Source organism: Conexibacter sp. JCM 18997 (assembly GCF_055391915.1).
Genome location: NZ_AP043885.1, coordinates 1,275,910 through 1,299,297, shown reverse-complemented (window position 1 = coordinate 1,299,297; position 23,388 = coordinate 1,275,910). Strand labels below are relative to the sequence as shown.

24 protein-coding genes and 1 pseudogene are annotated in these 23,388 nt (G+C 72.4%); 5 read left to right on the top strand and 20 right to left on the bottom strand.

Going from position 1 to position 23,388, the window contains the following annotated elements; translation table 11 throughout:
- Nucleotide 1: 1 nt before the first annotated feature.
- From ACZ5UI_RS06755 to ACZ5UI_RS06725, 7 genes are all read right to left on the bottom strand, one after another.
- The gene (locus tag ACZ5UI_RS06755; RefSeq protein ID WP_464195529.1) at nucleotides 2-4,063 is read right to left on the bottom strand and encodes a lamin tail domain-containing protein; all 4,062 of its coding nucleotides are present in this window, start codon (nucleotides 4,061-4,063) and stop codon (nucleotides 2-4) included.
- Between the two features lie 58 nt (nucleotides 4,064-4,121).
- Nucleotides 4,122-4,850, bottom strand: a complete 729-nt coding sequence (locus ACZ5UI_RS06750) for a M14 family zinc carboxypeptidase (protein ID WP_464195527.1) — start codon at nucleotides 4,848-4,850, stop codon at nucleotides 4,122-4,124.
- 11 nt (nucleotides 4,851-4,861) lie between these two features.
- Complete coding sequence (locus tag ACZ5UI_RS06745; protein ID WP_464195525.1) at nucleotides 4,862-6,640, bottom strand: hypothetical protein; 1,779 nt, start codon at nucleotides 6,638-6,640, stop codon at nucleotides 4,862-4,864.
- Nucleotides 6,641-6,674: 34 nt separating this feature from the next.
- Entirely contained in the window at nucleotides 6,675-7,418 is a 744-nt protein-coding gene (locus ACZ5UI_RS06740; protein ID WP_464195523.1) for an acylphosphatase, read from the bottom strand.
- Between the two features lie 9 nt (nucleotides 7,419-7,427).
- On the bottom strand, nucleotides 7,428-7,823 hold the full coding sequence (locus tag ACZ5UI_RS06735) for a hypothetical protein (protein WP_464195521.1): 396 nt from the start codon (nucleotides 7,821-7,823) through the stop codon (nucleotides 7,428-7,430).
- 7 nt (nucleotides 7,824-7,830) lie between these two features.
- Nucleotides 7,831-8,604 carry a hypothetical protein gene (locus ACZ5UI_RS06730; protein ID WP_464195519.1) on the bottom strand — a complete coding sequence of 258 codons (774 nt, stop codon included), beginning with the start codon at nucleotides 8,602-8,604 and terminating at the stop codon, nucleotides 7,831-7,833.
- A 104-nt stretch (nucleotides 8,605-8,708) separates the two neighbouring features.
- Nucleotides 8,709-10,301: a peptide chain release factor 3 gene (locus tag ACZ5UI_RS06725; RefSeq protein ID WP_464195517.1), complete on the bottom strand. Its 1,593-nt coding sequence runs from the start codon at nucleotides 10,299-10,301 to the stop codon at nucleotides 8,709-8,711.
- A gap of 35 nt (nucleotides 10,302-10,336) precedes the next feature.
- Between ACZ5UI_RS06725 and ACZ5UI_RS06720 the strand changes: the two are divergent.
- Nucleotides 10,337-11,035, top strand: a pseudogene (locus tag ACZ5UI_RS06720) (TSUP family transporter); the annotation flags it as partial.
- 59 nt (nucleotides 11,036-11,094) lie between these two features.
- Here the strand turns inward: ACZ5UI_RS06720 and ACZ5UI_RS06715 are convergent.
- Nucleotides 11,095-11,778, bottom strand: a complete 684-nt coding sequence (locus ACZ5UI_RS06715) for a cation efflux transmembrane domain-containing protein (RefSeq protein ID WP_464195515.1) — start codon at nucleotides 11,776-11,778, stop codon at nucleotides 11,095-11,097.
- Between the two features lie 17 nt (nucleotides 11,779-11,795).
- On the opposite strand from ACZ5UI_RS06715, the gene ACZ5UI_RS06710 reads away from it, so the two are divergent.
- Nucleotides 11,796-12,200, top strand: coding sequence for a hypothetical protein (locus ACZ5UI_RS06710; protein WP_464195513.1), 405 nt, complete (start codon nucleotides 11,796-11,798; stop codon nucleotides 12,198-12,200).
- Here ACZ5UI_RS06710 and ACZ5UI_RS06705 read toward each other — a convergent pair.
- A complete protein-coding gene (locus ACZ5UI_RS06705) occupies nucleotides 12,197-12,322 on the bottom strand; it encodes a hypothetical protein (protein WP_464195511.1) in 126 nt (41 codons plus the stop codon). The two genes, ACZ5UI_RS06710 and ACZ5UI_RS06705, sit on opposite strands and share 4 nt — an antisense overlap.
- Nucleotides 12,323-12,471: 149 nt before the next feature.
- Between ACZ5UI_RS06705 and ACZ5UI_RS06700 the strand changes: the two genes are divergently transcribed.
- A complete protein-coding gene (locus ACZ5UI_RS06700) occupies nucleotides 12,472-13,845 on the top strand; it encodes a metallophosphoesterase family protein (protein ID WP_464195509.1) in 1,374 nt (457 codons plus the stop codon).
- On the opposite strand, the gene ACZ5UI_RS06695 is transcribed toward ACZ5UI_RS06700, so the two are convergent.
- From ACZ5UI_RS06695 to ACZ5UI_RS06670, 6 genes are all read right to left on the bottom strand, one after another.
- Entirely contained in the window at nucleotides 13,818-14,348 is a 531-nt protein-coding gene (locus ACZ5UI_RS06695) for a hypothetical protein (protein ID WP_464195507.1), read from the bottom strand. The genes ACZ5UI_RS06700 and ACZ5UI_RS06695 overlap by 28 nt on opposite strands.
- A gap of 47 nt (nucleotides 14,349-14,395) precedes the next feature.
- Complete coding sequence (locus ACZ5UI_RS06690) at nucleotides 14,396-14,761, bottom strand: MmcQ/YjbR family DNA-binding protein (protein WP_464195505.1); 366 nt, start codon at nucleotides 14,759-14,761, stop codon at nucleotides 14,396-14,398.
- A gap of 7 nt (nucleotides 14,762-14,768) precedes the next feature.
- Entirely contained in the window at nucleotides 14,769-15,782 is a 1,014-nt protein-coding gene (locus ACZ5UI_RS06685; RefSeq protein ID WP_464195503.1) for a Dyp-type peroxidase, read from the bottom strand.
- 11 nt (nucleotides 15,783-15,793) lie between these two features.
- Nucleotides 15,794-16,183, bottom strand: a complete 390-nt coding sequence (locus ACZ5UI_RS06680; RefSeq protein ID WP_464195501.1) for a hypothetical protein — start codon at nucleotides 16,181-16,183, stop codon at nucleotides 15,794-15,796.
- Between the two features lie 95 nt (nucleotides 16,184-16,278).
- On the bottom strand, nucleotides 16,279-16,740 hold the full coding sequence (locus ACZ5UI_RS06675) for an SRPBCC family protein (protein WP_464195499.1): 462 nt from the start codon (nucleotides 16,738-16,740) through the stop codon (nucleotides 16,279-16,281).
- Between the two features lie 13 nt (nucleotides 16,741-16,753).
- Nucleotides 16,754-17,107 carry an ArsR/SmtB family transcription factor gene (locus ACZ5UI_RS06670; RefSeq protein ID WP_464195497.1) on the bottom strand — a complete coding sequence of 118 codons (354 nt, stop codon included), beginning with the start codon at nucleotides 17,105-17,107 and terminating at the stop codon, nucleotides 16,754-16,756.
- Between the two features lie 54 nt (nucleotides 17,108-17,161).
- Here ACZ5UI_RS06670 and ACZ5UI_RS06665 point away from each other — a divergent pair, with 54 nt between their 5' ends.
- Nucleotides 17,162-18,133, top strand: a complete 972-nt coding sequence (locus ACZ5UI_RS06665) for an NADPH:quinone reductase (protein ID WP_464195495.1) — start codon at nucleotides 17,162-17,164, stop codon at nucleotides 18,131-18,133.
- A gap of 159 nt (nucleotides 18,134-18,292) precedes the next feature.
- Here the strand turns inward: ACZ5UI_RS06665 and ACZ5UI_RS06660 are convergent, their stop codons facing one another.
- From ACZ5UI_RS06660 to ACZ5UI_RS06640, 5 genes are all read right to left on the bottom strand, one after another.
- Nucleotides 18,293-18,658, bottom strand: a complete 366-nt coding sequence (locus ACZ5UI_RS06660) for a VOC family protein (protein ID WP_464195493.1) — start codon at nucleotides 18,656-18,658, stop codon at nucleotides 18,293-18,295.
- An 84-nt stretch (nucleotides 18,659-18,742) separates the two neighbouring features.
- On the bottom strand, nucleotides 18,743-19,300 hold the full coding sequence (locus ACZ5UI_RS06655) for a cupin domain-containing protein (RefSeq protein WP_464195491.1): 558 nt from the start codon (nucleotides 19,298-19,300) through the stop codon (nucleotides 18,743-18,745).
- A gap of 120 nt (nucleotides 19,301-19,420) precedes the next feature.
- Complete coding sequence (locus tag ACZ5UI_RS06650) at nucleotides 19,421-20,317, bottom strand: alpha/beta fold hydrolase (protein ID WP_464195489.1); 897 nt, start codon at nucleotides 20,315-20,317, stop codon at nucleotides 19,421-19,423.
- Complete coding sequence (locus ACZ5UI_RS06645) at nucleotides 20,314-21,594, bottom strand: chloride channel protein (protein WP_464195487.1); 1,281 nt, start codon at nucleotides 21,592-21,594, stop codon at nucleotides 20,314-20,316. The genes ACZ5UI_RS06650 and ACZ5UI_RS06645 overlap by 4 nt, the downstream gene beginning before the upstream one ends.
- Nucleotides 21,591-22,502: a ribokinase gene (locus ACZ5UI_RS06640; protein ID WP_464195485.1), complete on the bottom strand. Its 912-nt coding sequence runs from the start codon at nucleotides 22,500-22,502 to the stop codon at nucleotides 21,591-21,593. Before ACZ5UI_RS06640 ends, ACZ5UI_RS06645 begins: the two co-directional genes overlap by 4 nt.
- 21 nt (nucleotides 22,503-22,523) lie before the next feature.
- On the opposite strand from ACZ5UI_RS06640, the gene ACZ5UI_RS06635 reads away from it, so the two are divergent.
- Complete coding sequence (locus ACZ5UI_RS06635; RefSeq protein ID WP_464195483.1) at nucleotides 22,524-23,375, top strand: methyltransferase domain-containing protein; 852 nt, start codon at nucleotides 22,524-22,526, stop codon at nucleotides 23,373-23,375.
- The last annotated feature ends 13 nt before the right edge of the window (nucleotides 23,376-23,388 follow it).

The following is a 23,388-nucleotide window of genomic DNA, read 5'->3' as shown; positions in this document are numbered from 1 at the left end:
CTCAGCCCACCGCGATCCGCGTGCTGATCGTGCGCGTGCTGCCGTCCTCGTCGACGACCGTGTAGCGCACGATCAGGTCGCGCCGGCCCACCTTGGCCAGCTGCTTCCTGGACAGCTTCAGCTTGACCGAGCCGTCGCCGGCCTGGTTGGCGGTCGCCTTGAACGCCTTGAGCACCTTGCCGCCCACGCGGATCTCGATGGCGATCCGCGATCCGGGACGGAGGTCCTCGAGCTTGGTGGTCACGCCCTTGGTCAGCGCACCCGGCTTCACCGAGTCGGGTGCGTCGACCGACGGCGTCGGCGCGCTGGGCTCGGCCGGCGTCGCGCTGCCACCGCCGCTGGAGGCCGGCGGCGTCGAGACCGACGGGCCCGAGCTGCTGGGCGCGGGCGGCGTCGGCGTCGGCGTCGCGGGCGGCGGCGTCGACCCCGAACCGGCGGCGGGCAGCGCGACCACCACGACGTTCGCCGTGGCGGTGCCGACGTTGCCGGCCCGGTCCGTCGCGGTCGCGGTCAGCTGGTGCGTCCCGAGGCCGAGCGAGGCGCTCGGCAGCTCGATTTCGGCGCACGCGTCCTCGGCCACACCGGAGCCGAAGCGCTCGTCGACGGCCGCGCACGTGATGCGGATCAGCTGGCCGGCCACGTAGACGCCCTGGTTGCCGCTGAGGGTCAGCACCGGCTTGGTCGTGTCCGGGGTGATGGTTCCGGGCGAGCCGACCTCGTCGGCGTCCGACGTGCGGGCCCCGTCGATCCCCACCGTGCTCAGCGTGGTGACCACCGGCAGCGGCAACGTGCTGCTGCCCGCGCCGGCGGCGTTGTCGAACGTCCGGCCGCTGGTCGCGCCGCCGAACGCGATGCCGGTGACCCGGCGCCCGGTGGCCGTGAACACGTTGATCGCGTCTCCGCCGGTGCTCAGGCCCACGCCCGAGCCGCCGTAGAAGCCGACCTGCAGCCCGGCCGGCGGATCGGCGCCGAACCACGACTCGATCAGGTCGGCCGGGGTGTCGGCGGTGCCCTCGGTGAAGATCGCCGACGCACCCGGCGCCAGGCTGCTGACCCCGTTGAGCGCGACCGCGCTGGCGAACGCGTTGGAGCTGTCGTCGACCTTCCAGCCGGTCAGGTCGACCGTGGTGTCGCCGGTGTTGGTCAGCTCGAACCAGTCGGCCGCGTAGGACGAGTCGCCGCTGCTCCAGGGCGACACCTCCGTGACCTTGACCAGCGGGAGCGCCGGCGGCGTGGCGGTCAGGCCGGGCGAGCCGACCTCGCCGCCCGTGGCCGACGTGAACGCGCCGTTGGTGCCGACGGCGCTGAGCGCGGTCACCGCCGCGTCGCCCGCGGCGTTGTCGAAGGACACCTTGCTCGTCGAGGCGCCGAACGTCACGCCGGTGACCCGGCGGCCGAGCGCGTCGAACACGTTGACGCCGTCGCCGCTGGTGCTCAGGCCGACGCCCGAGCCGCCGTAGTAGCCGACCTGCAGGCCGAACGGGACATCGCTGCCGAACCAGCCGGACCTGAACAGCGGCGGCGTCGCCGACGTGCCCTCCAGGAAGATCGCCGACTCACCCGGGGCCAGCGACGACACGCCGGTCAGCGCGACCGCGGTGCCGATCGCGTTGGAGCTGTCGTCCATCTTCCAGCCGGTCAGATCGATCGTCGTCGCGCCCGTGTTGGTCAGCTCGAACCAGTCGGCCAGGTAGGACCCGTCGCCGCTGCCCCACGGGGCCACCTCGGTGACCTTGGCCTGCGCGAGCGGCGGCGGGCTGACGATCGTCCCGGGTGAGCCGACCTCGCCGCCCGTGGCCGACGTGAACGCGCCGTTGGTGCCGACGGCGCTGAGCGTCGTGACGGCCGCGTCGCCCGGCGCGTTGTCGAACGAGACCTTGCTCGTCGACGCACCGAACGTGACACCGGTGACCTTCGTGCCCGCGCCGTTGAAGACGTTGACCGCGTCGCCGCTGGTGCTCAGGCCGACGCCCGAGCCGCCGTAGTACCCGACCTGCAGCCCGGCGGGGACGCTGCTGCCGAACCAGCCGGTCTTGAACGCGGCCGGGGTGGCCGACGTGCCCTCCAGGAAGATCGCCGACTCGCCCGGGGCCAGCGACGGCACGCCGGTCAGCGCCACGGCCGTGCCGCTCGCGTCGGAGCTGTCGTCCATCTTGTAGCCGGTCAGGTCGACGGTGGTCGCGCCCTTGTTGGTCAGCTCGAACCAGTCGGCCGCGTAGGACCCGTCGCCGCTGCCCCACGGGGCCACCTCGGTCACCTTCAGGTTGGGCGGCGGCGCCGGTGCGGCGATCCGGCCGGGCGAGCCGACCTCGTTGTCGGGCGAGGTGAAGGCCCCGTTGACGCCGGCGGTGGCCAGCGTCGTGACCGTCGCATCGCCGGCGGCGTTGTCGAAGGTGCGGCCGGTGGTCGAGGCGCCGAACGCGACGCCGGTCTGGTGGTTGCCCAGGTTGTCGAACAGGTTGACCTGGTCGCCGCCGCTGCTCAGGCCGAGTCCCGCGTCGAACGTTCCCACCTGCAGCCCTGCGGGGCTGCTGGCCCCGAACCAGGACGACCGGAACTCGATCGGCGTGTCGGCGTCGCCGCCGACGAAGATCGCCGACTCGCCCGCGGCCAGGCTGCCGACGCCCTGCAGCAGCACGGCGCTGCCGTACACGTTGGAGTCGTCGTCGATGCGCCAGCCGGTCAGGTCCAGCGCGCTGGTGCCGGTGTTCGTCACCTCGAACCAGTCGGCCGCGTAGGGCGAGTTCCCGCTGCTCCACGGCGAGACCTCGGTCACCTTGATCGTCGCGGTGCCCGGTCCGCCGGACGCGGCGGTGATGGTCAGCGTGAAGTCGGCGCTGGAGGCATCGGGCGTGGAGCCCACGCCGGGGTCGTCGACCGCCACCTGCACGGTGTAGCTCGGCTTCGTCGTGTGGTTGAGCGTCACCCCGGCCTTCAGGTACAGGCCGGTGGCGTCGACCTCGAAGCTGTCGGCGTCGGCACCGGTGACGGTCAGGTTGTTCGTGCCCAGGCCGTCGTCGGCGATGTTCACGTTGGCCAGCTTCGTGCGCGTCGCGGTGCTGGCGTTCTCGGGCAGCGAGCTGAGCAGCGTGGTGAAGCTCACGCCGGTGGGCGCCGCGTTGGTCCCCGTCGACGGCGCGTACACCCACACCTGCGGGTGGTCGCCGTCGCCTCCGCCCTGCTCGCTGACGATGTACAGGTAGCCCGCGGCGTCCATCGTGACGCCCTCATGGGTCTGGTCGGGAATCGACAGCGCGTTGTCGGCGTCGCCGACGAGGGTCAGCGTGCTCGAGACGACCCCGGTGCGGCTGATGTTGATGACCTTGCCCGAGGCCTGGCTGATCATCAGCAGGTGGCTCTCGTCCGCCGTGCCGGCCAGCGCCGCGACGTTGGCCAGGGCGTAGACGTCGGAGTGGTCGGCCAGACCGGTCAACGCCGGGTCGAACAGGTCCGTCGAGTTCTCCGTGGTCGGCGAGCCGTTCGTCGCGGTGCCGGCCGCCCAGTCGACGCCCGTGGAGAAGATGCCCTTGGGGTCGCTCTCCTTGACCAGGAGCAGGCCGCCGGTCTGGGGGTCGTTGCTGACGCCCTCCAGGCCGATGTTCCCGATCGTCGTACCCAGCTTGACCGCCTGCGCGCTGCCGTGGGCCAGCGTGGTGCCGGGCGCGTAGGTGAAGCGGACGACCTGGCGCAGGCGCTCCTCGGTGACGACGAACTGGCCGCCGCCGACGTAGGTGATGCCCTCCGTGTCGTCGAAGCCGCTCAGCGTCATCGAGTCGATCAACGCGCCGGTCTTGGAGACGTGCGCCACCGACGTGCCCTCGTCCCCGACGACGTACAGCGAGTCGTTGTCCCAGTTGTAGGCGACGCCCGAGGCCTCCCGCGCCAGCTGGCTGCCCGCCGGGGCCGGCGCGACGGGCAGGTCGTAGCGCCCGACCCGCACGTAGGTCGACAGATCGACGCCGCTCAGCGCTGCCGAGGCCGATTCGATCGGCTGGGCGACGAGCATCGCGGCGAAGACGGCGAGGGCCAGGGCAAGACGGTTTCGGGAGGCACGGACGCGCATGCAGACCTTCTAAGCCGCCACTCGATCCGCCGTGTGAAGAAGATGCGACTGACTTGTGTCAGATATGTGTCGCGGCGGCGATGACCGCGGCCGCGTGGCGGCGCACGGACGCCGCGGGCAACGCGCCGCCGGGCAGCTCGACGACGAACGCCGTCGAACGCGGGAGCGTCGCGTTCTGCCAGCCGGTGAGGATGCCCGGCAGGTTGCCCGGGTACGGCCGGAACGGCAGCCCGACCCGGCGCGCGTAGCGGCGCGGGATGTCGCGGTGGCGCCCCGGGTCGTCGACCAGCGTGGCCGCCTGGTGGTACCAGATCGTCACGCCCGGCCGGACCCGGCTGATGAAGGCCAGCACCGCGCGCGTCTCGGGTTCCGAGCGGGGCCGCGGACCGGCGTAGAAGACGCTGCCGGGCGGGCCCGTCGGGCGCCAGTGCCACGGCGCGTTGCGATTGAGATCCACGCCGTGCGCGTTCTGGCGCGTGCCGGCCCGGCAGCCGTCGGGGTTGGCCTGGTCGATCAGCCACACGGCGGTGTCGGCCGGCAGCACGGCGGTGCGCAGCCGGCGCGTGATCGCCTCCCCCGCGCGCTCGCTGCCGTGGATGCAGCCGACAGCCAGCGCGGTGCGCGGCGCGTCGGGCTCGCCCACGCGGACGGCCCGGATCGGCGCGCCCTCGACCGATGTGCCGATGCGCTCGCGGTGCAGGGACGCCGCGGTCGCGGGTGGTGCGACGCCGGCCAGCAACGCGCCGGCCCCGGCCAGGAACGCCAGCCGCCGCCACGCTCGCCCCATGGCCGACGAGGCTACTGCGGCTTGGCCGCGACCTGCCCGGTGACGTCGCCGTTGGCGTTCAGCAGGAAGATCGGCAGCGGCTTGCCCCGGCGCGGCGACGTGCCGTACTCGAAGGCGGCCTTCTCCTCCTTGGCGCCGTCGAGCGTCAGCCCGGCGTTCTGCCACAGGGCGGGCTTGCCGTCCGCGCCCACCTTGACGAGCTGCAGGATGAAGGTCGCGTCGCCGCCGTCGGCGTCCTCGCTGCCGGTGCTGTCGAGGATCACCACCTTCTCCTCCTGCTCGACCAGCAGCGAGACGGTCGAGCCCTTCTTCACGCCGACCGCGCTGGCGGCGAAGTTGTAGGCGGCACCATCCTCGACCAGCCCGGCGTAGAAGTTCGGGGCGATCCCGTCCTCCGCGTTGGTCAGGTAGGTGATCCCGTAGCCACCCGGCAGCGCCATCTGGTCCTTCTGGCCCGGCGCGATCTTGATCTCCTCGACGTCGACCACGAGGCCGTTGCCGACCAGGTTGATCGTCGGCTTGGCCGTCTTGGTCAGGTCGCTGCCGTCGACGGTGATCGTGTAGTCGGCGCCCTCGGGCAACCGGAAGCGCGGTTCGGGCGCGCTGCTGGAGTTGTCCACGGCGTAGGTCTTGATCACCTCGACGTCGGGGATCTCGCGCAGCATCGTGCCGTCGACGATCCCGGTGCGCCGGCCGTCGTCGTCCTCGAAGATCAGGTGCGGGTGGTTGGCCGGGTCGCCCTGCAGCGTGATCTCGGTGTAGCGCTGATCGGCGGGCAGGAGCTCGCCCTTGCCGCCGCCGCCGGAGGCCGACGAGCCGCTCTTGCAGAAGGGGCACGGCTGGACGCCCTCACCGGGCGTCGTCGGGTCGAGCTCGAGCGTCTCGGTCGACGCGTTGCCCTTGTAGACCTGACCGAGGTCGCTGGGGTTCGTGCCGCTGACGTAGCTCCAGGTGTCCTTGTTCGTGTCGACCTGGACGGCGCGCAGGGCGCCGGGGAAGTTGTTGTCGTAGACCAGGATCGCGTACTTGCCCCGGCCCCGGTCCTCGACGGCGAACGGCGTGATCGCGTGCCCGCCGCTGTAGTCGGACTTGTAGATGCCCAGCGTGTACAGCTCGTTGCCCTCGTTGAGCGCGTCGGCCAGCGTGGCCAGCACGTCGGTGGGCGACCCGCTGACCCGCTTCCCGGTCACCGACGGGAGGAACTGGTAGACGAAGTTCTCGGCGATCGTCGACTGCAGCGGCAGGTTGCCGACGATCGGCAGGTCGATGGGCCGGTCGGCCCCGAAGTCGGCGGGCGCCAGCGTCTCCTCCCACATGCGCAGCGCGGTGATCGAGAAGCCCTCGCAGTGCCCGCCGGCCATGCCCGCGTTCTGGTTCTCCACCCACTTGTCGGCGGCGGGGATGAGCCGGCAGCTGCGTCCACGGCCCGACAGGCACACCTGCGGGCCGAACAGGTGCTGCATCTCCAGGACACCGAGGTTCTCGGGCTCGACGTCGTTGCCGTAGTTCTCGAACGCGAAACCGTCGATCCAGGGCCGGAAGCCGCTGTCGGCGATGATCTCGCCCTTGGGCACGTAGTCGGTCGCCTCGCCCCCGGCCGCCGCGCTGTCGGCGCTCTTCAGCAGGCTCTGCTTGGCCTGGAACGTCGCCGGCGCCGCGGCCACCGTGCTCGTCGTCCCGTCCGTCGGCGTGGTCGGGCCGCCCGAGGACGAGTCGCCGCCGCACCCGGCCAGCGTCCCGGCGAGCAGGACGGGGAGGGCGACGGGCGCGAGACGGCGGAGAAGACCCATGTGCGCCGGTTATCGGCGGCGCAGGGCCAAAGCTTCAACCGCGCACGTCGTCCAGCGTCCGGCCGCTCTTGACCGAGCGCGGCGACTCGGCGACCACGTCGGATCCCGGGCGCGCCTCGTCGTCGCGGCGCTTGATCAGCAGCCACTGGGGCTTCGCTCCGCCGCCCGTGCGTTGCAGCGCGAACCCGCCGCGCAGCTTCTCGCCGTGCAGGACGAACACGGCGTGGCCACGCTCGATCGCCTCCGGCCAGGCGACGCGGCCACCCTGCTCGTACGGGCCGCGGTCCCAGACGATCACGCCGCCCTTGCCGGTCGGCCCCTCGAAGTCGTTGTGCGACAGCTGGTGGTCCTCGACCTGCACGGCCAGGCGCTTGGCCGCCGGGTCCATCGACGGCCCCTTGGGCACGGCCCACGATCGCATCACCCCGTCGACCTCCAGGCGGAAGTCCCAATGGTGGGCCGTCGCCGCGTGCTCCTGGACGACGAACACCCCCGCGCTGACCCCGCGGATGGCGAACTGCTCGTGGCCCTCGACCTTCGCCGGCTCGCGGTCCACGAAGTCGACCTTCGCGCCGGTCGGTCCGCTGTTGAGGAAGTCGACGAGCGCCTCGACCGCGTCGGGATCGCCCTCCGCGTGCACCCGCACCACGCCGTCGTCCTCGTTGCGCACCCAGCCCAGGACGCCCAGGCGGCGGGCCTGGCGCACCGTCGCGTCACGGAACCCGACGCCCTGGACGCGTCCGTGCACGCTCGCGCGAATCGCCTGCCCCTTGGCCATCCCCCCAGGCTAAGCCAACCGCGCCCGCGCCTCGCGGCGGCCGCGCAGCCAGCCGCCGAGCGTCCCGAACACCGCACCCAGCAGCGCGTAGATCGCGGCCATCACGCCCAGCGAGGCGGGCGCGTCGTAGGCGGCCTCGACGCCGCGCGCCTCGTGGACGATCACGATGGCCAGCGCGAAGAGCACGCCGCCGAGGATCCCGCGCAGCAACCCCTCCCGGGCGCCCTCGTGCTCGTAGCCCGCGCTGATGCCGCCGACGATCCCCAGCGCGACGACGATCTGGTACAGCGCGTCGGACTCACCCAACAGCCAACCGCACAGGGCGCCGAAGGCGATCGGCAGCACGAGGCAGCCGATCACCTGGGCGATCCATGGGCGCTCACGCGACAGCGGCGGAGGCCACATGCGCGGTTCAGCAGCCCGCGTCGTCGGTGGCCGTCGCCGTCTGACCGGCTTCGGAGACGAACGTCACGGTGATCGGTCGCTTGCTGCCCTGGCACCCCGTCGACTCGTAGTAGCCGTGGGTCACCCCGTTCTTGCGGGCCGTCAGCTTCTTCACCGTCGAGGTGACCTGCGTGACCGCGTTGTCCAGGCCGCCGATCGGATGCAGCAGGTTGGCCGGAACGTCGAACTGCAGCGCGACGCCCTTCCCGCCGAACGCGCTGACGTACTTGGCGTCGATGGCCTGGCTGATGGCGATCACGCAGGGCGAGCCCTGGACGATCGTCGACGGGCCGCCCTTGAGCCACAGCGCCGCCTTGTCCTGGCCGCTGTTGTAGAGCGTCAGGTTGAGGTTGCAGGCGATCGACTTGTCGGCGGCATCCGCCGTGGCGCCGGCGGCGTTGATGATCACGCCCGTGCCCACGGCCGAGCCCTTGGGGCAGCCGCTGTCGGACTGCGCGGCGTTCAGCTGCGCCGCGGTGCACTTCGGGAACAGCGCACCGTTGGTGCGCCCGCCGTAGAAGGCGATCGAGTACGTCTTGACGGGGCTGGGTCGCTGGCCCGTCTGCTCCCCGACGGTGTAGTCGAACTTCAGCTCGATCGGGACGGGCTTCTTCGCCGTCCCCGGCTTCGTCGGCGAGACCGACCCGTTGACCGTGTACGTGTTGACCTGCGCGCCGTAGGCGACCGCGGCGACGACCAGCGCCGCGACGGCCACGGCGCCCAACGCGATGAGCTTCCGCATCTTCCCTCTCCTCCAAGAGACCCGACCGGTAAGGACGGGTGCACTCTATTCCGGTAGGAGGCCTTCGCGATAGGGCACTGGCTCCAGCGGCGACGCGACGGTCGTCAGCGTTCGAGCAGGCGGTCCAGCAGCAGGTCGGGGTGGTCGAGCTCGACGCGCTGCAGCCGGTAGTCGCTGGAGAACAGCCCCAGCAGCATCCCGTCGCTGCGGTGGACGACCTCGACGCCGGAGATGCGGCGCAGGACGTCCGCGCCGGCCTCGTCGGTGCGTCGCGCGTGCTCCCAGTTGGTCGGATCCAGCCGCACCGGCACGCTGAACTCGCGCTGGAGGCGGTCGACGGCGACCTCGAACTGCAGCGGCCCGACCCCGGCCAGCAGCGGCGTCGGGTCGGCGATCGGATCGCGGCGCAGCAGGTGGATCACGCCCTCCTCGGCCAGCTGGTCCAGGCCCCGCTGGAACTGCTTGCGGCGGGTCACGTCGAGGTTGGTGACCGTGACGAAGTGCTCGGGCGCGAGGCTGGGGATCGCGCCGAACCGCACGGGTTCGTCGACGTACAGCGTGTCGCCCACGCGCAGCTCGGCCGCGTTGACCACGCCGACGACGTCGCCCGGGAACGCCTCGTCGATCGACGAGCGCTCATCGCCGAAGACCTCGTGCGCGTAGGCCAGCGTGAACGGCTTCCCGGTTCGCGCGTTGGTGGCCTTCATGCCGCGCTCGAAGCGCCCGGAGCACACGCGCAGGAACGCGACGCGGTCGCGGTGGCGCGGGTCCATGTTGGCCTGCACCTTGAACACCAGCGCGGAGAACGGGGCGTCCAGCGGGCGCGTGCCGCCGTCGACGGTGGCCCGCGGCTGGGCCGAGGGGGCCATCTCGCGCAGCGCGTCGAGCAGCAGCTCGACGCCGAAGTTCGAGACGGCGGAGCCGAAGAACACCGGCGTGGCCTGGCCGGTGGCGAAGGCAACGGGATCGAGGCCGTCGCTGATCGCGTCCAGCAGCTCGAGCTCCTCGGCCGCGGCCGGCCAGGCGTCGGGCTCCAGCGTCGCCGCCTGCGCGGCGTCGACGATCTCCTCGCCGGCGCGCGTCGCGCCGCCCGCGGTCCGGGTGAACTTGTGGAACAGCTGGGTGCGGCGGTCGACCACCCCGCGGAAGTCGCCCGGGATGCCCACGGGCCAGGTCATCGGATGCGGCGTGATCTCCAGGACGCGCTCGATGTGGTCGAGCATCTCCAGCGGCTCCATGCCCGGCTTGTCGTACTTGTTGACGAACGTGATCAGCGGGATCGAGCGGGCGCGCGCGACCTCGAACAGCCGCAGCGTCTGGCGCTCGACGCCCTTGGCCGCATCGAGCAGCATCACCGCGCAGTCGGCCGCCGCGAGCACCCGCAGCGTGTCCTCGGAGAAGTCGCGGTGGCCCGGGGTGTCGAGCAGGTTGAAGACCGTGCCGTCGTGCTCGAAGCGCAGCACCGTGGAGGTCACGGAGATCCCGCGCTGGCGCTCGATCGCCATCCAGTCCGAGGTCGCCGCGCGCCGGCCCTGGCCGGCCTGCACGATCCCCGCCTGCCCGACCGCGCCGCCGTACAGCAGCAGCTTCTCGGTCAGCGTCGTCTTGCCGGCGTCCGGGTGGGAGATGATCGCGAACGTCCGCCGGCGGGCGGCCTGAGCGGCGACAGGCGTGAGTGGGGCGGCGGTGGCGGTCATGACGATCTCCCCCTTCACGGTAGCTTTCCCCACCAATGCCCTGGGAATGGCCAGTGGGCGCGGCGTGCGCCTTCGTCGTCGCGTTGCTGACCACCCCGGCCGGCGTGTCGGGCGCCGTCCTGCTGCTGCCCGTCCAGCTGACGCTGCTCGGCGTGCCCTCCCCCGCCGTCACCCCGACCAACCTGCTCTACAACGTCGCGGCGGTGCCGGGCGGCCTGCTGCGCTTCGGCCGCGAGGGCCGGCTGCTGGGCCCGTTGACGCTGCTGCTGGTGGCCGGGAGCCTGCCCGGCGTGATCGCCGGATCGATCATCCGCGTCGAGTGGCTGGCCGGCGATCGGGCCTTCCTGTTCGTCGCCGCGGGGGTCCTGCTGCCCATGGGGCTGTGGCTCCTGCTCGGCGCCCAGCGGATCGCGCCTCGGCCGCGCACCCCGACGCGGGCGGCGCGCGTGGGCCTGTGCGTCGTCGCGCTGCTGGTCGGGACACTGGGCGGCATCTACGGCATCGGCGGCGGCTCGCTGCTGGCCCCGATCCTGTTGATCGTCGGCTTCTCGGCCTACGAGGTCGCGCCGGCCACGCTGGCCTCGACGTTCCTGACCTCGATCGTCGGCATCGCCACCTACCAGGTGCTGCAGGTCACGCACGGCGGGTCGATCGCGCCCGAGTGGATCCTCGGGCTGTGGCTGGGCGTCGGGGGCTTCGCGGGCAGCTACCTGGGCGCGCGGCTGCAGCGCCACGTGCCGGAGTCCGCGCTGCGGCGCCTGCTCGGGCTGATCGCCTGCACGATCGCCGCGCGCTACCTGGAGTCGGCGACGCACGCGACGCAGCAGCCCTCGCCGCGCCAGGACTCGCGCCCCTCCTTGACCGCCAGGCCGGCGATCAGCAGCCCGATCACCGGGTCCAGCCACCACGCGCCGACCGCGGCGTTGCCCAGCAGGCCGATCAGCAGCGCGCCGGCCAGGTATGCGCACAGCAGGTTCTGGCGCCCTTCGCCCTTGGTCGCGGCCGAGCCGAGCTGATCGGCCAGCCGCTGCTTGGCGATGCCCAGGTAGGGCATCACGGCCAGGCTCGTCGCGCTCAGCGCGATGCCCAGCCAGCTGACGTCGGCATGGTGACCGTCGATCAGGGTGCGGATCGACTCGACGCCGACGTACGGCGCCAGCACGAAGAACTGGATGGCGACGAGCTTCTGCGCGCGCGTCTCGGCGGCGTCGCTGAAGATCCGATGCCCGGTGAAGCGCCAGACGATGATCGCGCTGGCGAAGCCCTCGATCGCCGAGTCCAGGCCGAAGCCGACGAGCGCGACCGAGCCGGCCAGCACCCCCGCGAGAATCGCCACCGTCCCCTCGACCGTCATGTAGGCGAGGCTGACCCACGACAGCAGCCGCACCCGCGCGGCCAGTCGGCGGCGCTCCGCCGCGGCCGGGCCCGCGACGACCTGCACGATCGGCAGCGCGGGCGTGCTCAGCGGTGCATCCATCATCGGAATGATGGCGCGTGCGTCATCCTGTGCACATGCGCGGGTTGGCGGTGGTCGGGTTGGTGCTGGCGACGACGCTCGGCGCCTGCGGCGGCGAGAACGCGCCTCAGCCGACGATGACGCTCGATCCGCATCCCCCGCGCGCGGTCGCGCCGGGAACGACGATCCGCATCACCGAGCAGGGATCGGCCCGGGAGGCCGGCGACGGGATGCCGCCCCTCCGCACAGCGGACGCGGCGCGGGAGGAGTGCGCGGCCGCGCCCGCCGTGTACGTCGCGTGGACGTATGGAGTGGGCAGTCGCGATCTGGACGAGATCGCCAAGGTGGTGGCCCAGCGCCGAGCGGCGCCGGGACTGGTGGCGGTCGTCCGCGAAGGCTGCCGCAGCGGCCTGCGGCGCCAGGGCGACCGCGGTCTGGGCTAGCGGGTCGTGCGGCCGGGCGCGGCGGCGGGCTGGGTCAGACGGTTCTTGCCGACGAGCAGGTCGGCGAGCAGCAGGATCATCGGCACGAGCACGATTCCGACGACGACGAAGGTGGCGGCCATCTGTGGCTCCTCAAAGCATCCGGGGTTGGACTTCTTGCTCTTCCAGACGGCAGGACGCAGGGAAATCTTCCCGGCGCGCAGGAGTGCCGACGCGCCCAAAGATGACGCCCCCGCCACGGAACCGAACACCGGCTGGTAGCGTCGCCTCAGTGGCACGGAAGCCCTCGCTCGCGCTGGTTGCAGTCAGCGCGCTGCTCTTAGGTGCCGCACTCGCTGGGTCGGCGCCCGCGGCGGTCTCGCCGGGCGCCGACCATGTCGCGACGCGATCCGCCTCCCCCACGCCGTGGGTGCTGGTCAGCGACGTCCACTTCACCCCGTTCCTGGGCGCCGACGCGGCGCTCGTCGCCCGGCTGCAGACCGCGCCGGTGCGCCAGTGGGCGTCGATCCTGACGGCGCAGGGAACGGCGCCCAGCCCGCCTGACGACGACACCAACGCGGCGCTGCTGGAGACCTCGCTGCGGGCCATGCGCGCGGTCCAGCCGCGCCCGCCCGTCGTCGTGCTGACCGGCGACCTGCTGGCCCACGACTTCCAGAAGTCCTACGTCGCGCTCGCGCCCGCGGCCAGCGCGCAGGACTACGCGACGTTCGTGGACAAGACGATCGCCTTCCTGGCCCTGCGCTTCGGCGCGACGTACCCCCAGGCCCAGTTCGTGCTGACGCTGGGCAACAACGACTCGATCTGCGGCGACTACGAGGCCACCCCGGACAGCCCGTTCCTGCTGCACACCGCGCAGGCCTGGGAGCCGCTGGTCAACCGCCACGGCCGCGCACCCGGGTTCGTGGCCAGCTTCCGTCACCTGGGCTCCTACACGGCGCGGCTGCCCCGCCGCGGCCTGCACGCGGTGTCGGTGGACGACGTCTTCTGGTCGGCCGACTACAGCAACGCCTGCGGGTCGCCGACCGCTGACCCCGCGCTCGACCAGGCCAACTGGCTGACGCGCGCGATGCAGCGCCTGCCCCGCGGGCACCGCGCCTGGCTGACCACCCACGTCCCACCCGGGATCGACGTCTTCGCCAGCATCGGCGCGGCGCCCACCATGCTGCTCAGCCCGGGAGGCCAGGCCGCCATCGTCAGCGCGCTGGACACCGGCCGCGTGCGCGAGCTGCTCTTCGGCCACCTGCACATGAGCACCTACCGCCTGGGCCACGGCACGCCGATGCTCGGCGTTCCGTCGGTCTCGCCGTACTTCGGCAACAACCCCGCCTTCCTGACCGCGACCGTCGGCGCCCGCGGGATCATCCGCGACTACACCGCCTACGCCCTGGATCTGGCCGAGCCGGGCGCGGCGTACGTCCGCGAGTACGGCTTCGGCGACACCTACGGGCTGCCCGCGTTCGACCTGCCCTCGCTACAGAAGCTCGGCCCGCTGCTGGCCGCCGACGCGGGGCTGCGCAGCGCCTACGAGCACTACTACGTCTCCGGCGGCCAGGACCCGATCACCGAGGCGCAGTACCCCGCCTACGCGTGCGGCGCGACGGCGCTCGACGTCGCGGCCTACACCGCCTGCCTGGCCGCGCCCTGACGTCCGGCGTGGCCGTGCTTCTTGGCCGGCTTCGTCTTCTTCTTCTTGGCCGTCTGCTTGGCCACCGCGGGCGCTGCGGCGGTGAAGTCCGACGAGCCGGTGCACACGGTCACGCGGGTGGTCATCGTCAGCACGTCGAAGTCCGTCGTCGAGTAGCTCAGGGCGATCCGGCCGGTGGCCTGGGTCCCGGTCAGCGTCGCGGTGACGGCGTAGTTGTGGGTCGCGTCGCGGTTGAGCACCGCGCTGGGGCGGAGCTCGCTGAGCTTGCTCTCGGCGCCGTTGGCGGTGAACGCCCCCGCGGGCTGGAACGGCTCGATGCCCGAGCGGCCCGTGCAGACCATGGTCAGAGAGCTGACGACGTTGGTGAGCTGGTCGCCGTTGTCGTCGAAGCGGATCGGCGTGCCCTGGGCGGTGGTGCCGGCGAACGGCGCGGCGCACGCGCCGGCCACCGGGATCAGCAGGGCCGCGGCCGCGAGCGCGAGGATGCGAGACAGAGGAGCCATGCCGCCAGCCTGGCCCGAGGCTCGGGGCCCCGCATCGGGGAACTCCCTCAGGTGTCCCAGGGCAGCCCGTGGCGCTCCTCGAACTCGGCGGCCACGCGATTGGGCACCACCATCCGCCAGGCGTCGTAGATCAGCTCGCGCGCCTCGGCCAGGTCGAGCGCGGCGAGCCGCACGTCGACCCAGTTGTAGCGCAGGTCAGACGCGCGCGGGTAGGCGAACTTGTCGGGCTCGGAGGCGACCAGCGCGTCGCGCTCGGTCTTCGGGAACGCGAAGCCCATCAGCGTCTCATCGCGGGAGAAGTCGACGTAGACGATCCGCCCGATGCGCAGCTTCAGCCGGCCGTGGACGACGCCCTCGGTCGTGCGCGGCAGGCCGAGGCCGAAGGCGCGCGCCTCGTCGAGCGTGACGGCCACGAGCGGGTCAGCCGCGCAGGCTGCCGATCCCCAGCGAGCCGCTGGGCGGGGCCGGTCCCGGTGCGGGCTCCGGCGGCGCCACGGCGACGGGCTCGGCGTCTGGGATGTCGTCGAGGAAGTCGGCGTCGGGCACGAAGAAGAGCGCCCCGGTCAGCGCGGTCGAGACGTCGAGCACTCGGTCGTGGGCGGCCTCGTCGGTGCCCAGGAACATGTTGCGCAGCATCTGCTCGATCACGTCCGCGGTGCGCGCGTAGCCGATGAAGTACGTCCCGAACTCCTCGGCCCCGACCCGGCCGAAGGGCATGTTGTAGCGGACGATCCGCCGCTCCTCCCCATCGGGCCCGGTGACCGTCGTCAGCGCGACGTGCGAGTCGGGCGGCTTGACGCCGTCGGGGATCTCGATGTCCGACAGCTTCGTGCGCCCGATCGTGCGCTCCTGGTCCTCGACCGTCATCGCCTCCCACGTGGTCAGGTCGTGCACGTACTTCTGCACGATCACGTAGCTGCCGCCGGCGAACGCGGCGTCCTCGTCGCCGATGATCACGTCGTGGGGCCGCGCGCCGGCCAGGCTCTCCGTCCCATCCACGAAGCCGAGCAGGTCGCGCTCGTCGAACGAGCGGAAGCCGTGGACCTCGTCGACCACCGTGGCGATCCCGCGCAGGCGGTCCATCAGCCGCTGGGCCAGCTCGAAGCACAGGTCCAGGCGGTTGGCCCGCAGGTGCAGCAGCAGGTCGCCGGGCGTCGACGGCGCCTGGTGCACCGGACCGTCGAGCGCAACGAACGGATGCAGCTCGGCGGGGCGCGGCGCGCCCGCACCGAACAGCCGGTCCCACAGTGCCGATCCGATCCCGGCCACGCAGGTCAGCTGCCCCTCGGGCAGGCGGAAGCCGACCGACCGCTGCAGCGCGCTGACATCGCCCAGCACGTCGCGCAGCGCGTCCTCGGCGCCCGGCTGCACCGTGAGCACGAGGAAGATCGCGGCCTCGCTGATCGGGGTGAGGACCGGCTGGGGCTCGGACATGGCCCGGAAGCCTACGACTCCAGGAACTTCGCCTGGATCTCGATGAAGAACGCGTCGGCCAGGCGCACGAAGTCCGCGCGGGTGAGCGCGATCGCGTCGCCTTCGGCCAGGCCCAGCACCGAGGCGTCGGGCTTGAGCTTGAGCGACTTCTCGAAGGTCAGCGCGCCGTCGTGCTCGACCAGCGAGGCGGCCATCAGGCGCACCTCGTTGAGCGCGTTGCCGTCCTTGCCCTCGAACTTGCGCAGCCGATGAACGAACTGCAGCTCGAGCACGAGCAGCAGGTCGTTGAAGAAGATCGGCTCGAACGCGGCGGTGTCGCCGTCCAGCGCGTCGTAGGCCGCGACGCTCGCGTCGATCTGCGCGCGGCACCGGGCCACGTACTCGCTCGGGTACTTCGCCATCGCCAACATCTGCTCTCCGATCCCTGTGTGCGCCGGCGCCGTCTCGCCGATCCACGTCCTAGACGAACGAGGATCGGCGAAATCGACATCCGGCTTCAGGCCAGCGAGACGGCGACCTGCTCGAGCGCGTCGTAGGACTCCTGCAGCCCGCCCTCCATGCCGGTCTCGATGATCATGTCGCGCAGCTCCCTGGAGGACAGCTCCATCGTCTGCTCCAGGCGCGTGCGCCCATCGACCTCGGTGAAGGTGGTCGTGACGAGCGCGGCCTCGGAGTCCGGCCCCGCCCCCTCGAACACCTCGGTGGTGACCAGCCGCTCCTCGGGCACGATCTCGCGGTACTCGCCGTGGAAGGCGACCTCGAACTCGCCGTGGGCGATCATCACGTAGCGCCACGTGCCGCCGACGCGCAGGTCGATCTCGGCCAGCGTCATCTCGCCGCGCTGGCCGGCCCACCAACGCTTGACCAGCTCAGGCGTCGTGTAGGCCTTCCAGACCAACGCGCGGGGCGCGTCGAACTCCCGCACGATCAGGATCTGCTCGTCGGTCGGAAGCGTCACCTTCGCCGTTCCGCTACTCACCACTGCCACCAGCCCCTTCGTCTCGTTTGAGGTCTTCCAGCACGTCGTCCAGCGCGTCGAACCGCTCGGCCCACAGCGACTCGTAGCCCGCGACCCAGTCGTGGATCGGCTTGAGCGCCTGGCCGTTGACCCGGTACAGCCGCCGGCGTCCTTCGTCGCGCACGTCCACCGCCCCCACGTCTCGCAGGACCCGCAGGTGCTTGGACACCTGCGGCTGGGTCAGCCCGAGCGCCGCGACCAGGTCGTTGACCGGCCGCTCACCGCCGGCCAGGACATCCAGGATCTGGCGCCGCCGCGGCTCGGCCACGGCGTTGAACGCGTCCAGGGTGGTTGCCGCTCGAGCCATGCCGAAACTATATATGCCCATATCGACATACGTCAAGCTGCTTCACTGAAATCCATGCTTGCCGCGCGCTATCCCACCTCCGGACCCCAAGCCGGAGTCCTCGAGATCGCCGACGTTCCGACGCCCGTCCCGGGCCCCGGCGAAGTGCTCGTGCGCGTCGCCGTATCCGGCGTCAACCCGACCGACGTGAAGGCCCGCCAGCGCCTGGACGGCACCTCCCCCTGGCCCGACGTCACCCCCGACCAGGACGGCGCGGGCACCATCGAGGGCCTGGGCGCCGGCGTGTCCGAGGAACGCGCCGGCCAGCGCGTGTGGCTCTACCACGCGCAGTGGCAGCGCCAGCGCGGGACGGCGGCGCAGTACATCACGCTGCCAGCGGCGCAGGCGGTCGCGCTGCCCGACGGCGTGTCGCTCGAGCTCGGCGCCTGCCTGGGCATCCCGTACATCACCGCCTACCACGCGCTGCACGCCGACGGACCGATCGCCGACGCGCAGGTGCTCGTGCACGGGGGCGCGGGCTCCGTCGGTCACGCGGCGATCGAGCTGGCCCGCTTCGCCGGCGCCCGCGTGGCCGCGACGGTCTCCAGCGACGCGAAGGCCCAGATCGCCCGGGCCGCCGGCGCCGAGCTGGTCGTCAACTACCGCGAGCAGGACGTGGCGGAGACCGTCGGCGCGTGGGCGCCCGACGGCGTGCGCCGGATCGTCGACGTCGACCTCCTGCACAACCTCGAGGCCGACGCCCAGGTGATCGCCTCACACGGGACGATCGTCGGCTACGTCGAGAGCCCGGGCGCGCGGCTGCCGGCCGGGGCGCTGATGGCCCGCAACGCGTCGGTGCGGATGATGCTCGTCTACACGACGACGGCGGCCGAGCAGGCGGCGGCGACCGCTGGGATCACCGCCGCGCTGGGCGCCGGCGCGATCCGCCTCACGGAGCTGCATCGCTTCCCGCTCGACCAGATCGCCCAGGCCCACGAGGCCGTCAACGCGGGCCTGACCGGCCGCGCGCTCGTCGAACTGACCTAGTGTCCTGATTCGGAAATTCGTGTGCAGCTGGTGGATGCCGGGGCGGGTCTGCCGGTGATCGCCATCCACTGTCGTACTGGTGGTACGGCTGTGGATGGCGGGTGCCGGCAGACACGATTCCGGCGCCACCAGATGCGGGCGAATTTTTGAATCAGGGCACTAGCCTGCCGGCGCGTAGCGCGCGTGCAGCATGAGGTCGTTGCCGTCGGGATCGGTGAACAGCGCCATCTTGCAGACGCCGGTGTCGAACACGTCCCCCATGAACGACACGCCCTTGCCTTCCAGCTCGGCCTTGGCCGCGTCGATGTCCTCGACGTGCAGCGCGAGGTGGGCGTTCTTCTGGGGCTGGAACGGCATGCCCTGCTTCTCGGGCTCCCAGATGCCCACGCAGGTCTCGCCGATCCAGAACTCGTACTCGGACTTGTCGTCCCGGCGCAGCCCGAGGGTCTCGCCGTAGAACGTCCGGGCGCGATCTGGATCCTGGGTGGGGATCCCGACGAAGTCCAGCTTGGTGATGAGCGACACGTCCTGCCTCCTCGAATCGGTGAACGTGGTCATCGTGGCGTCGAATGCGGCCAGATGTCGACCGCATTCGACGCGCCGCCACGATCACGCCGCCGCCAGCTCCGGCGTGTAGCGGGCGTGATGGCCCCGCGCGCGGGCCAGAGCGGCCAGCGGCGCCATCAGCGCGCGCACCATCCAGGCGGGCGGGAACGGGGCGCGCACCTCGCGCCGGAACCGGCGGACGAACAGCGCCAGGTGCAGCGGCTTGGGCATCCCCGAGCGCAGCACGTGGCCCTCGTGGGCCAGCTCGGCCGTCGTGCACAGCAGGTCCTCCATGTCCAGCGCGGGGACGACCTCGACGCGCACCCGCGCGGTCGTGTCACCGCCGTTGGCGAACTTGTGCATGCGCCCGGCCGGCACCACGACCTTGTCGCCGGCCTGCGCCGTGATGCGGCGGAAGCCGAGACGGAAGCGCATGGTGCCCTCGAGCACCTCGAAGCGCTCCTCCTGCTCGGGGTGCACATGGGCGCCGGGCACGCGCCCATCGGCGGTCAGGGTCAGCTCGAACTCGAGACGGCGGCCGCCGGTGTCGGCGGCGGTGCGGACGAACTCGATGGTCTCGCCGCTGACGGGGTTGCGGATGATCTGTCCTGCGAAGGCCATGATTGGCTCCTTGGTCGGTGTTGACCAGGAGCCTCTGCGCCACGGCGTCGGGCGTCGTCGGCCGCAATGGCGATCTGCGGTCCTCCCCGCGGACGATCCCGCGTCCTGCCTGCGGAGGACTCAGCCCAGGAAGCGGTCCACCGCACGGGTGAACGCGACGCGCTCCCCGAACAGGAACGCATGCGCGCCGGCGAACACCCGCAGCCGCGCGCCGGGGATCTGCGCAGCGATCCAGCGCGCGTTGGCCGGCGGGGTCACGCGGTCGACCCGCCCGGCCGTCACCAGCGCGGGCATCGTCAGGCGGGCCAGCGCCTCGCCGTTGGCGTTGGAGCGCAGCCACGGGTCCTCGGCCGCGACCTGCGCCCGGACCGTCGCGTCGGGCACGTCGAAGTCGTCGGGGATCTCGCCGCGCTCGCTGGCCGTGTCCAGCCGGTGGTAGAACGCGCGGCCCTCGGCCCGACCCGCCGGCGTGCGTGGGTACAGCAGCCCGATCACCGACGCCTCGGAGGGATCGGGATCGCTGTCGGCGGCCTGGTCCTCCTCGGGACCGAGCACCGCGTGGTCGCCACCGGGGTTCGTGCCGGCCAGGATCAGGCGCCGGACGCGCTCGGGATGGCGGATGGCCAGCTGCTGCAGGACGAACCCGCCCATCGACCAGCCCAGCACGTCGGCCCGCGGGACGCCGATCGCCGCCATGAACGCCGCGGTCGTGTCGGCCAGACCGGCGAACGAGGTCCGGCGGCCGGGGAGGCGCGAGGAACGGCCGACGCCGGGGTAGTCGAACAGGATCAGCCGATGGCGCTGGGCCAGGAGGCGCAGGAGCGCCGGGTCCCACTCGGCCATCGTCGAGCCCGTGCCGATGGCCATCACCAGCGGCGGCCCGCTCCCGCGCTCATACCAGGCGATCCGCTCGCCGCCCACCTGGGCCACGCGCACCTGGGCCTGGAACGCGTCGGCCTGCGCGGGGGCCGCCAGCGCCAGGGCCAGGAGCACCGCGGCCAGGACGATCCGACTCATGCCTGCGTCGGTCGGGCCGCCGGCTGCTCGCTTGAGCCGCCGCGCTCGAGCAGCCTGCGCCCGAGGACCGCGCCGGCCGCCGCGACGAGCCCGAGCGGCAGCGTCTTGGCCGGCAGCAGGGCCAGCAGCATGACGACGCCCAGCGCGGGCGACGTCATCTCGACCAGCAGCCCGCCGATGCTGCCCACCAGCACTCCGGGTCCCGCCAGGTCGGGGATCGCCGCGGCCACGCACAGGCTGACCGCGACGCCGACGAACACCGACGGGAACACGAGCCCGCCGCGATAGCCCGCCGACAGCGACCAGCTGGTGACCAGCAGCTTGACCAGCGCGATGCCGGCCAGCGCCCAGGCGCTGTAGTGGTCGGGATCGCTGAGCAGGATGCCCGCGCCCTCCTGTCCGCTGAACTGGACCGACGGGCCGCCGATCAGGTACAGCAGGCCGAGCACCGCGCCGAAGACCACGGCGGCCAGCCACCAGCTCGTGCGCTCCGCGATGAGCTTGGTGACCACGGCCAACCGCGTCACGTAGCGCTTCAGCAGCCAGCCGACGCCGACGGCGACGACGCCCAGCACGAACGCGGCGACGTAGTCGCGCGGGTTGATCGCCGTCGACGGGACCTGGCCGAACCCGTCGTCGCTGCCCTGGACCAGCCACAGCACGCCCCAGGCCGCGGCGCCGGAGACGACGATCGCCAGCAGCGCCGGCAGCGGGAGGCGCCGGGTGCGTTGGTAGAGCACCAGGACCGGGATCAGCAGCGGGATCAGCGAGCCGAAGAAGGCGACGAGCAGCGCCCCGATGCTGGCCAGCACGAGCACCTGACCGGCCGGCCCCATCTGCGTGCGCCCGGCCAACCAGGCGCCCATGCCCATGGCCATCGCGACCAGCGGCGCCTCCGGTCCCAGCGCCGCGCCACCGACCAGGCTGGCGATGCCGACGATCGGGATCACGGCCACCGCCCACAACGTCGGCGGCGGCCCCGGTCCCGCGTCGGCCGCGGCGAGCGGGTTCAGGTGCGGCGGGACCCACCGCGGCTCGCGCACGAACCTCAGCACCAGGCTGAAGACGAGGCTCAGCACGATGGCCAGCGGGACGACCCGCCAGCGGACCTGATCGCTGTTGACCAGGTCGTTCCAGATCCAGTCGGTGCCGTGCTTGACCACCCACTCGAAGCCCAGGAAGACGAACCCGTTGGCGACGCCGAGGATCAGGGCCAGCAGCGCCAGACCGACCAGCGCCCGCGGTCCGGGCCTGACCGCAGCGGCGGGCGCGTTCACGCCCCACCGCGCAGCGCATCGATCTGGGCACCGGTGGCCAGGCTGGGCACGACCCCGAGCTTCGTGCAGGCCAGGGCACCGGCCACCACCGCGCGCTGCACGCCGTCGAGCAGCGAGCCGCCGCCGGCCAGCGTCGCGGCCAGCGTGCCCGCGAAGGCGTCGCCCGCCCCCGTGCTGTCGACGACGTCCACGGTCGGTGCGGGCACGCGCACCGGTTCGCCGGAGCCGGCGATCAGCGCGCCGCGCTCGCCCAGCGTCATCACCACGGTCCCGACGCCGCGGGCGCGCAGCTCGGCGCACAGCTCCAGCTCCTCGACGTCCGCGCCGGGCTCGCGTCCGGTCAGCACGCGGGCCTCGGTCTCGTTGGGCGTGAGGATGTCGGTGTCGGCCAGCACCGCGTCGGGCAGCGGGCGCACCGGCGCCGGGTTGAGGATCGTCGTCAACCCCGCCACCCGGCCCACGCGCATCGCCGCGCCCGCCGGTTCCCCGGGGATCTCCAGCTGCGTGAGCATCACGCTGGCGTCGTCCAGCGCGAGCGCCTGCACCGCACCGGCGTCCAGCCGTTCGTTGGCTCCGGGGAACACGATGATGCGGTTCTCGCCGCTGGCTTCGAGCAGGATCATGGCGGCACCGGTCGGGCGCGGGCCGCCGCGCAGGACCGGCCCGGCGTCGACGCCCTCAGCCTCCCACAACGCGAGCGCGTCACGCCCGAACGCGTCGTCGCCCACCGCCGTCAGCAGCCGCACCTCGGCGCCCGCCCGCGCGACCTGGATGGCCTGGTTGGAGCCCTTGCCGCCCGGGCCGTGATCGAACTCGTCCGCCAGCACGGTCTCGCCGCCCACCGGCAGCCGCTGCGTGCGCATCGTGAAGCCGGTCACGTAGCTGCCGACGACCATCACTGTCCCCATGGCCGTGCATCATGCCGCGCGATGAGCCAATACGTGCACGGCTACGACCCGCGCGAGGGCGAGCGCCTGGCCGACCAGGCGGGCGCGCTGGTCGACCTGCTGCACCACGACACCGCGTACCCCGCCGGGTCCCGCGTGCTGGAGGCCGGCTGCGGCGTCGGCGCGCAGACGGTCACGCTGGCCCGCAACAGCCCTGACGCGCAGATCACCTCGATCGACATCTCGGCGGAGTCCGTGCGGGCGGCGCGCGAGCGGGTCGCGGCCGCGGGCCTGACCAACGTCACCGTCCGCCAGGGCGACCTGTTCGCGCTCGACCTCGCGCCCGGCTCCTTCGACCACGTCTTCGTCTGCTTCGTGCTCGAGCACCTGCCCGACCCCGCGGCGATGCTGGCCATCCTGCGCACCCTCCTGCGTCCCGGCGGCACGATCACCGTGATCGAGGGCGACCACGGATCGGCCTACTTCCACCCGCGCAGCGAGGCCGCCGACGCGGCGATCGGCGCGCTGGTCGAGCTGCAGGCCCGCGCCGGCGGCGATGCGCTGATCGGACGCCGCGTGTACCCGCTGCTGGCCGAGGCCGGGTTCGCCGACGTCCACGTGTCACCGCGGCTGGTCTACGTCGACGGCTCGCGTCCGGACCTGATCGAGAGCTTCACCCGCCGCACCTTCACCGCGATGATCGCCGGGGTGCGCGACGCGGCGATCGCCGCCGGCCTGCTGGACGCCGAGCGCTTCGATCGGGGCATCGCCGACCTCGAGCGCACCGCCGCGCCCGACGGGGCCTTCGACTACACGTTCTTCAAGGGCGTGGGCGTGCAGGCCAGCGACATTCGCCCGACGGTCGATAACCGCGCGGACGTGGAGCCGGTATGAACGTCCCCGGACG

Bases quoted from the DNA above. Each gene is read 5' to 3' on its own strand.
- ACZ5UI_RS06755 (WP_464195529.1), bottom strand. From the start codon at position 4,063: ATGCGCGTCCGTGCCTCCCGAAACCGTCTTGCCCTGGCCCTCGCCGTC.
- ACZ5UI_RS06750 (WP_464195527.1), bottom strand. From the start codon at position 4,850: ATGGGGCGAGCGTGGCGGCGGCTGGCGTTCCTGGCCGGGGCCGGCGCG.
- ACZ5UI_RS06745 (WP_464195525.1), bottom strand. From the start codon at position 6,640: ATGGGTCTTCTCCGCCGTCTCGCGCCCGTCGCCCTCCCCGTCCTGCTC.
- ACZ5UI_RS06740 (WP_464195523.1), bottom strand. From the start codon at position 7,418: ATGGCCAAGGGGCAGGCGATTCGCGCGAGCGTGCACGGACGCGTCCAG.
- ACZ5UI_RS06735 (WP_464195521.1), bottom strand. From the start codon at position 7,823: ATGTGGCCTCCGCCGCTGTCGCGTGAGCGCCCATGGATCGCCCAGGTG.
- ACZ5UI_RS06730 (WP_464195519.1), bottom strand. From the start codon at position 8,604: ATGCGGAAGCTCATCGCGTTGGGCGCCGTGGCCGTCGCGGCGCTGGTC.
- ACZ5UI_RS06725 (WP_464195517.1), bottom strand. From the start codon at position 10,301: ATGACCGCCACCGCCGCCCCACTCACGCCTGTCGCCGCTCAGGCCGCC.
- ACZ5UI_RS06715 (WP_464195515.1), bottom strand. From the start codon at position 11,778: ATGGATGCACCGCTGAGCACGCCCGCGCTGCCGATCGTGCAGGTCGTC.
- ACZ5UI_RS06705 (WP_464195511.1), bottom strand. From the start codon at position 12,322: ATGGCCGCCACCTTCGTCGTCGTCGGAATCGTGCTCGTGCCGATGATC.
- ACZ5UI_RS06695 (WP_464195507.1), bottom strand. From the start codon at position 14,348: ATGGCTCCTCTGTCTCGCATCCTCGCGCTCGCGGCCGCGGCCCTGCTG.
- ACZ5UI_RS06685 (WP_464195503.1), bottom strand. From the start codon at position 15,782: ATGTCCGAGCCCCAGCCGGTCCTCACCCCGATCAGCGAGGCCGCGATC.
- ACZ5UI_RS06680 (WP_464195501.1), bottom strand. From the start codon at position 16,183: ATGGCGAAGTACCCGAGCGAGTACGTGGCCCGGTGCCGCGCGCAGATC.
- ACZ5UI_RS06670 (WP_464195497.1), bottom strand. From the start codon at position 17,107: ATGGCTCGAGCGGCAACCACCCTGGACGCGTTCAACGCCGTGGCCGAG.
- ACZ5UI_RS06665 (WP_464195495.1), top strand. From the start codon at position 17,162: ATGCTTGCCGCGCGCTATCCCACCTCCGGACCCCAAGCCGGAGTCCTC.
- ACZ5UI_RS06655 (WP_464195491.1), bottom strand. From the start codon at position 19,300: ATGGCCTTCGCAGGACAGATCATCCGCAACCCCGTCAGCGGCGAGACC.
- ACZ5UI_RS06650 (WP_464195489.1), bottom strand. From the start codon at position 20,317: ATGAGTCGGATCGTCCTGGCCGCGGTGCTCCTGGCCCTGGCGCTGGCG.
- ACZ5UI_RS06640 (WP_464195485.1), bottom strand. From the start codon at position 22,502: ATGGGGACAGTGATGGTCGTCGGCAGCTACGTGACCGGCTTCACGATG.
- ACZ5UI_RS06635 (WP_464195483.1), top strand. From the start codon at position 22,524: ATGAGCCAATACGTGCACGGCTACGACCCGCGCGAGGGCGAGCGCCTG.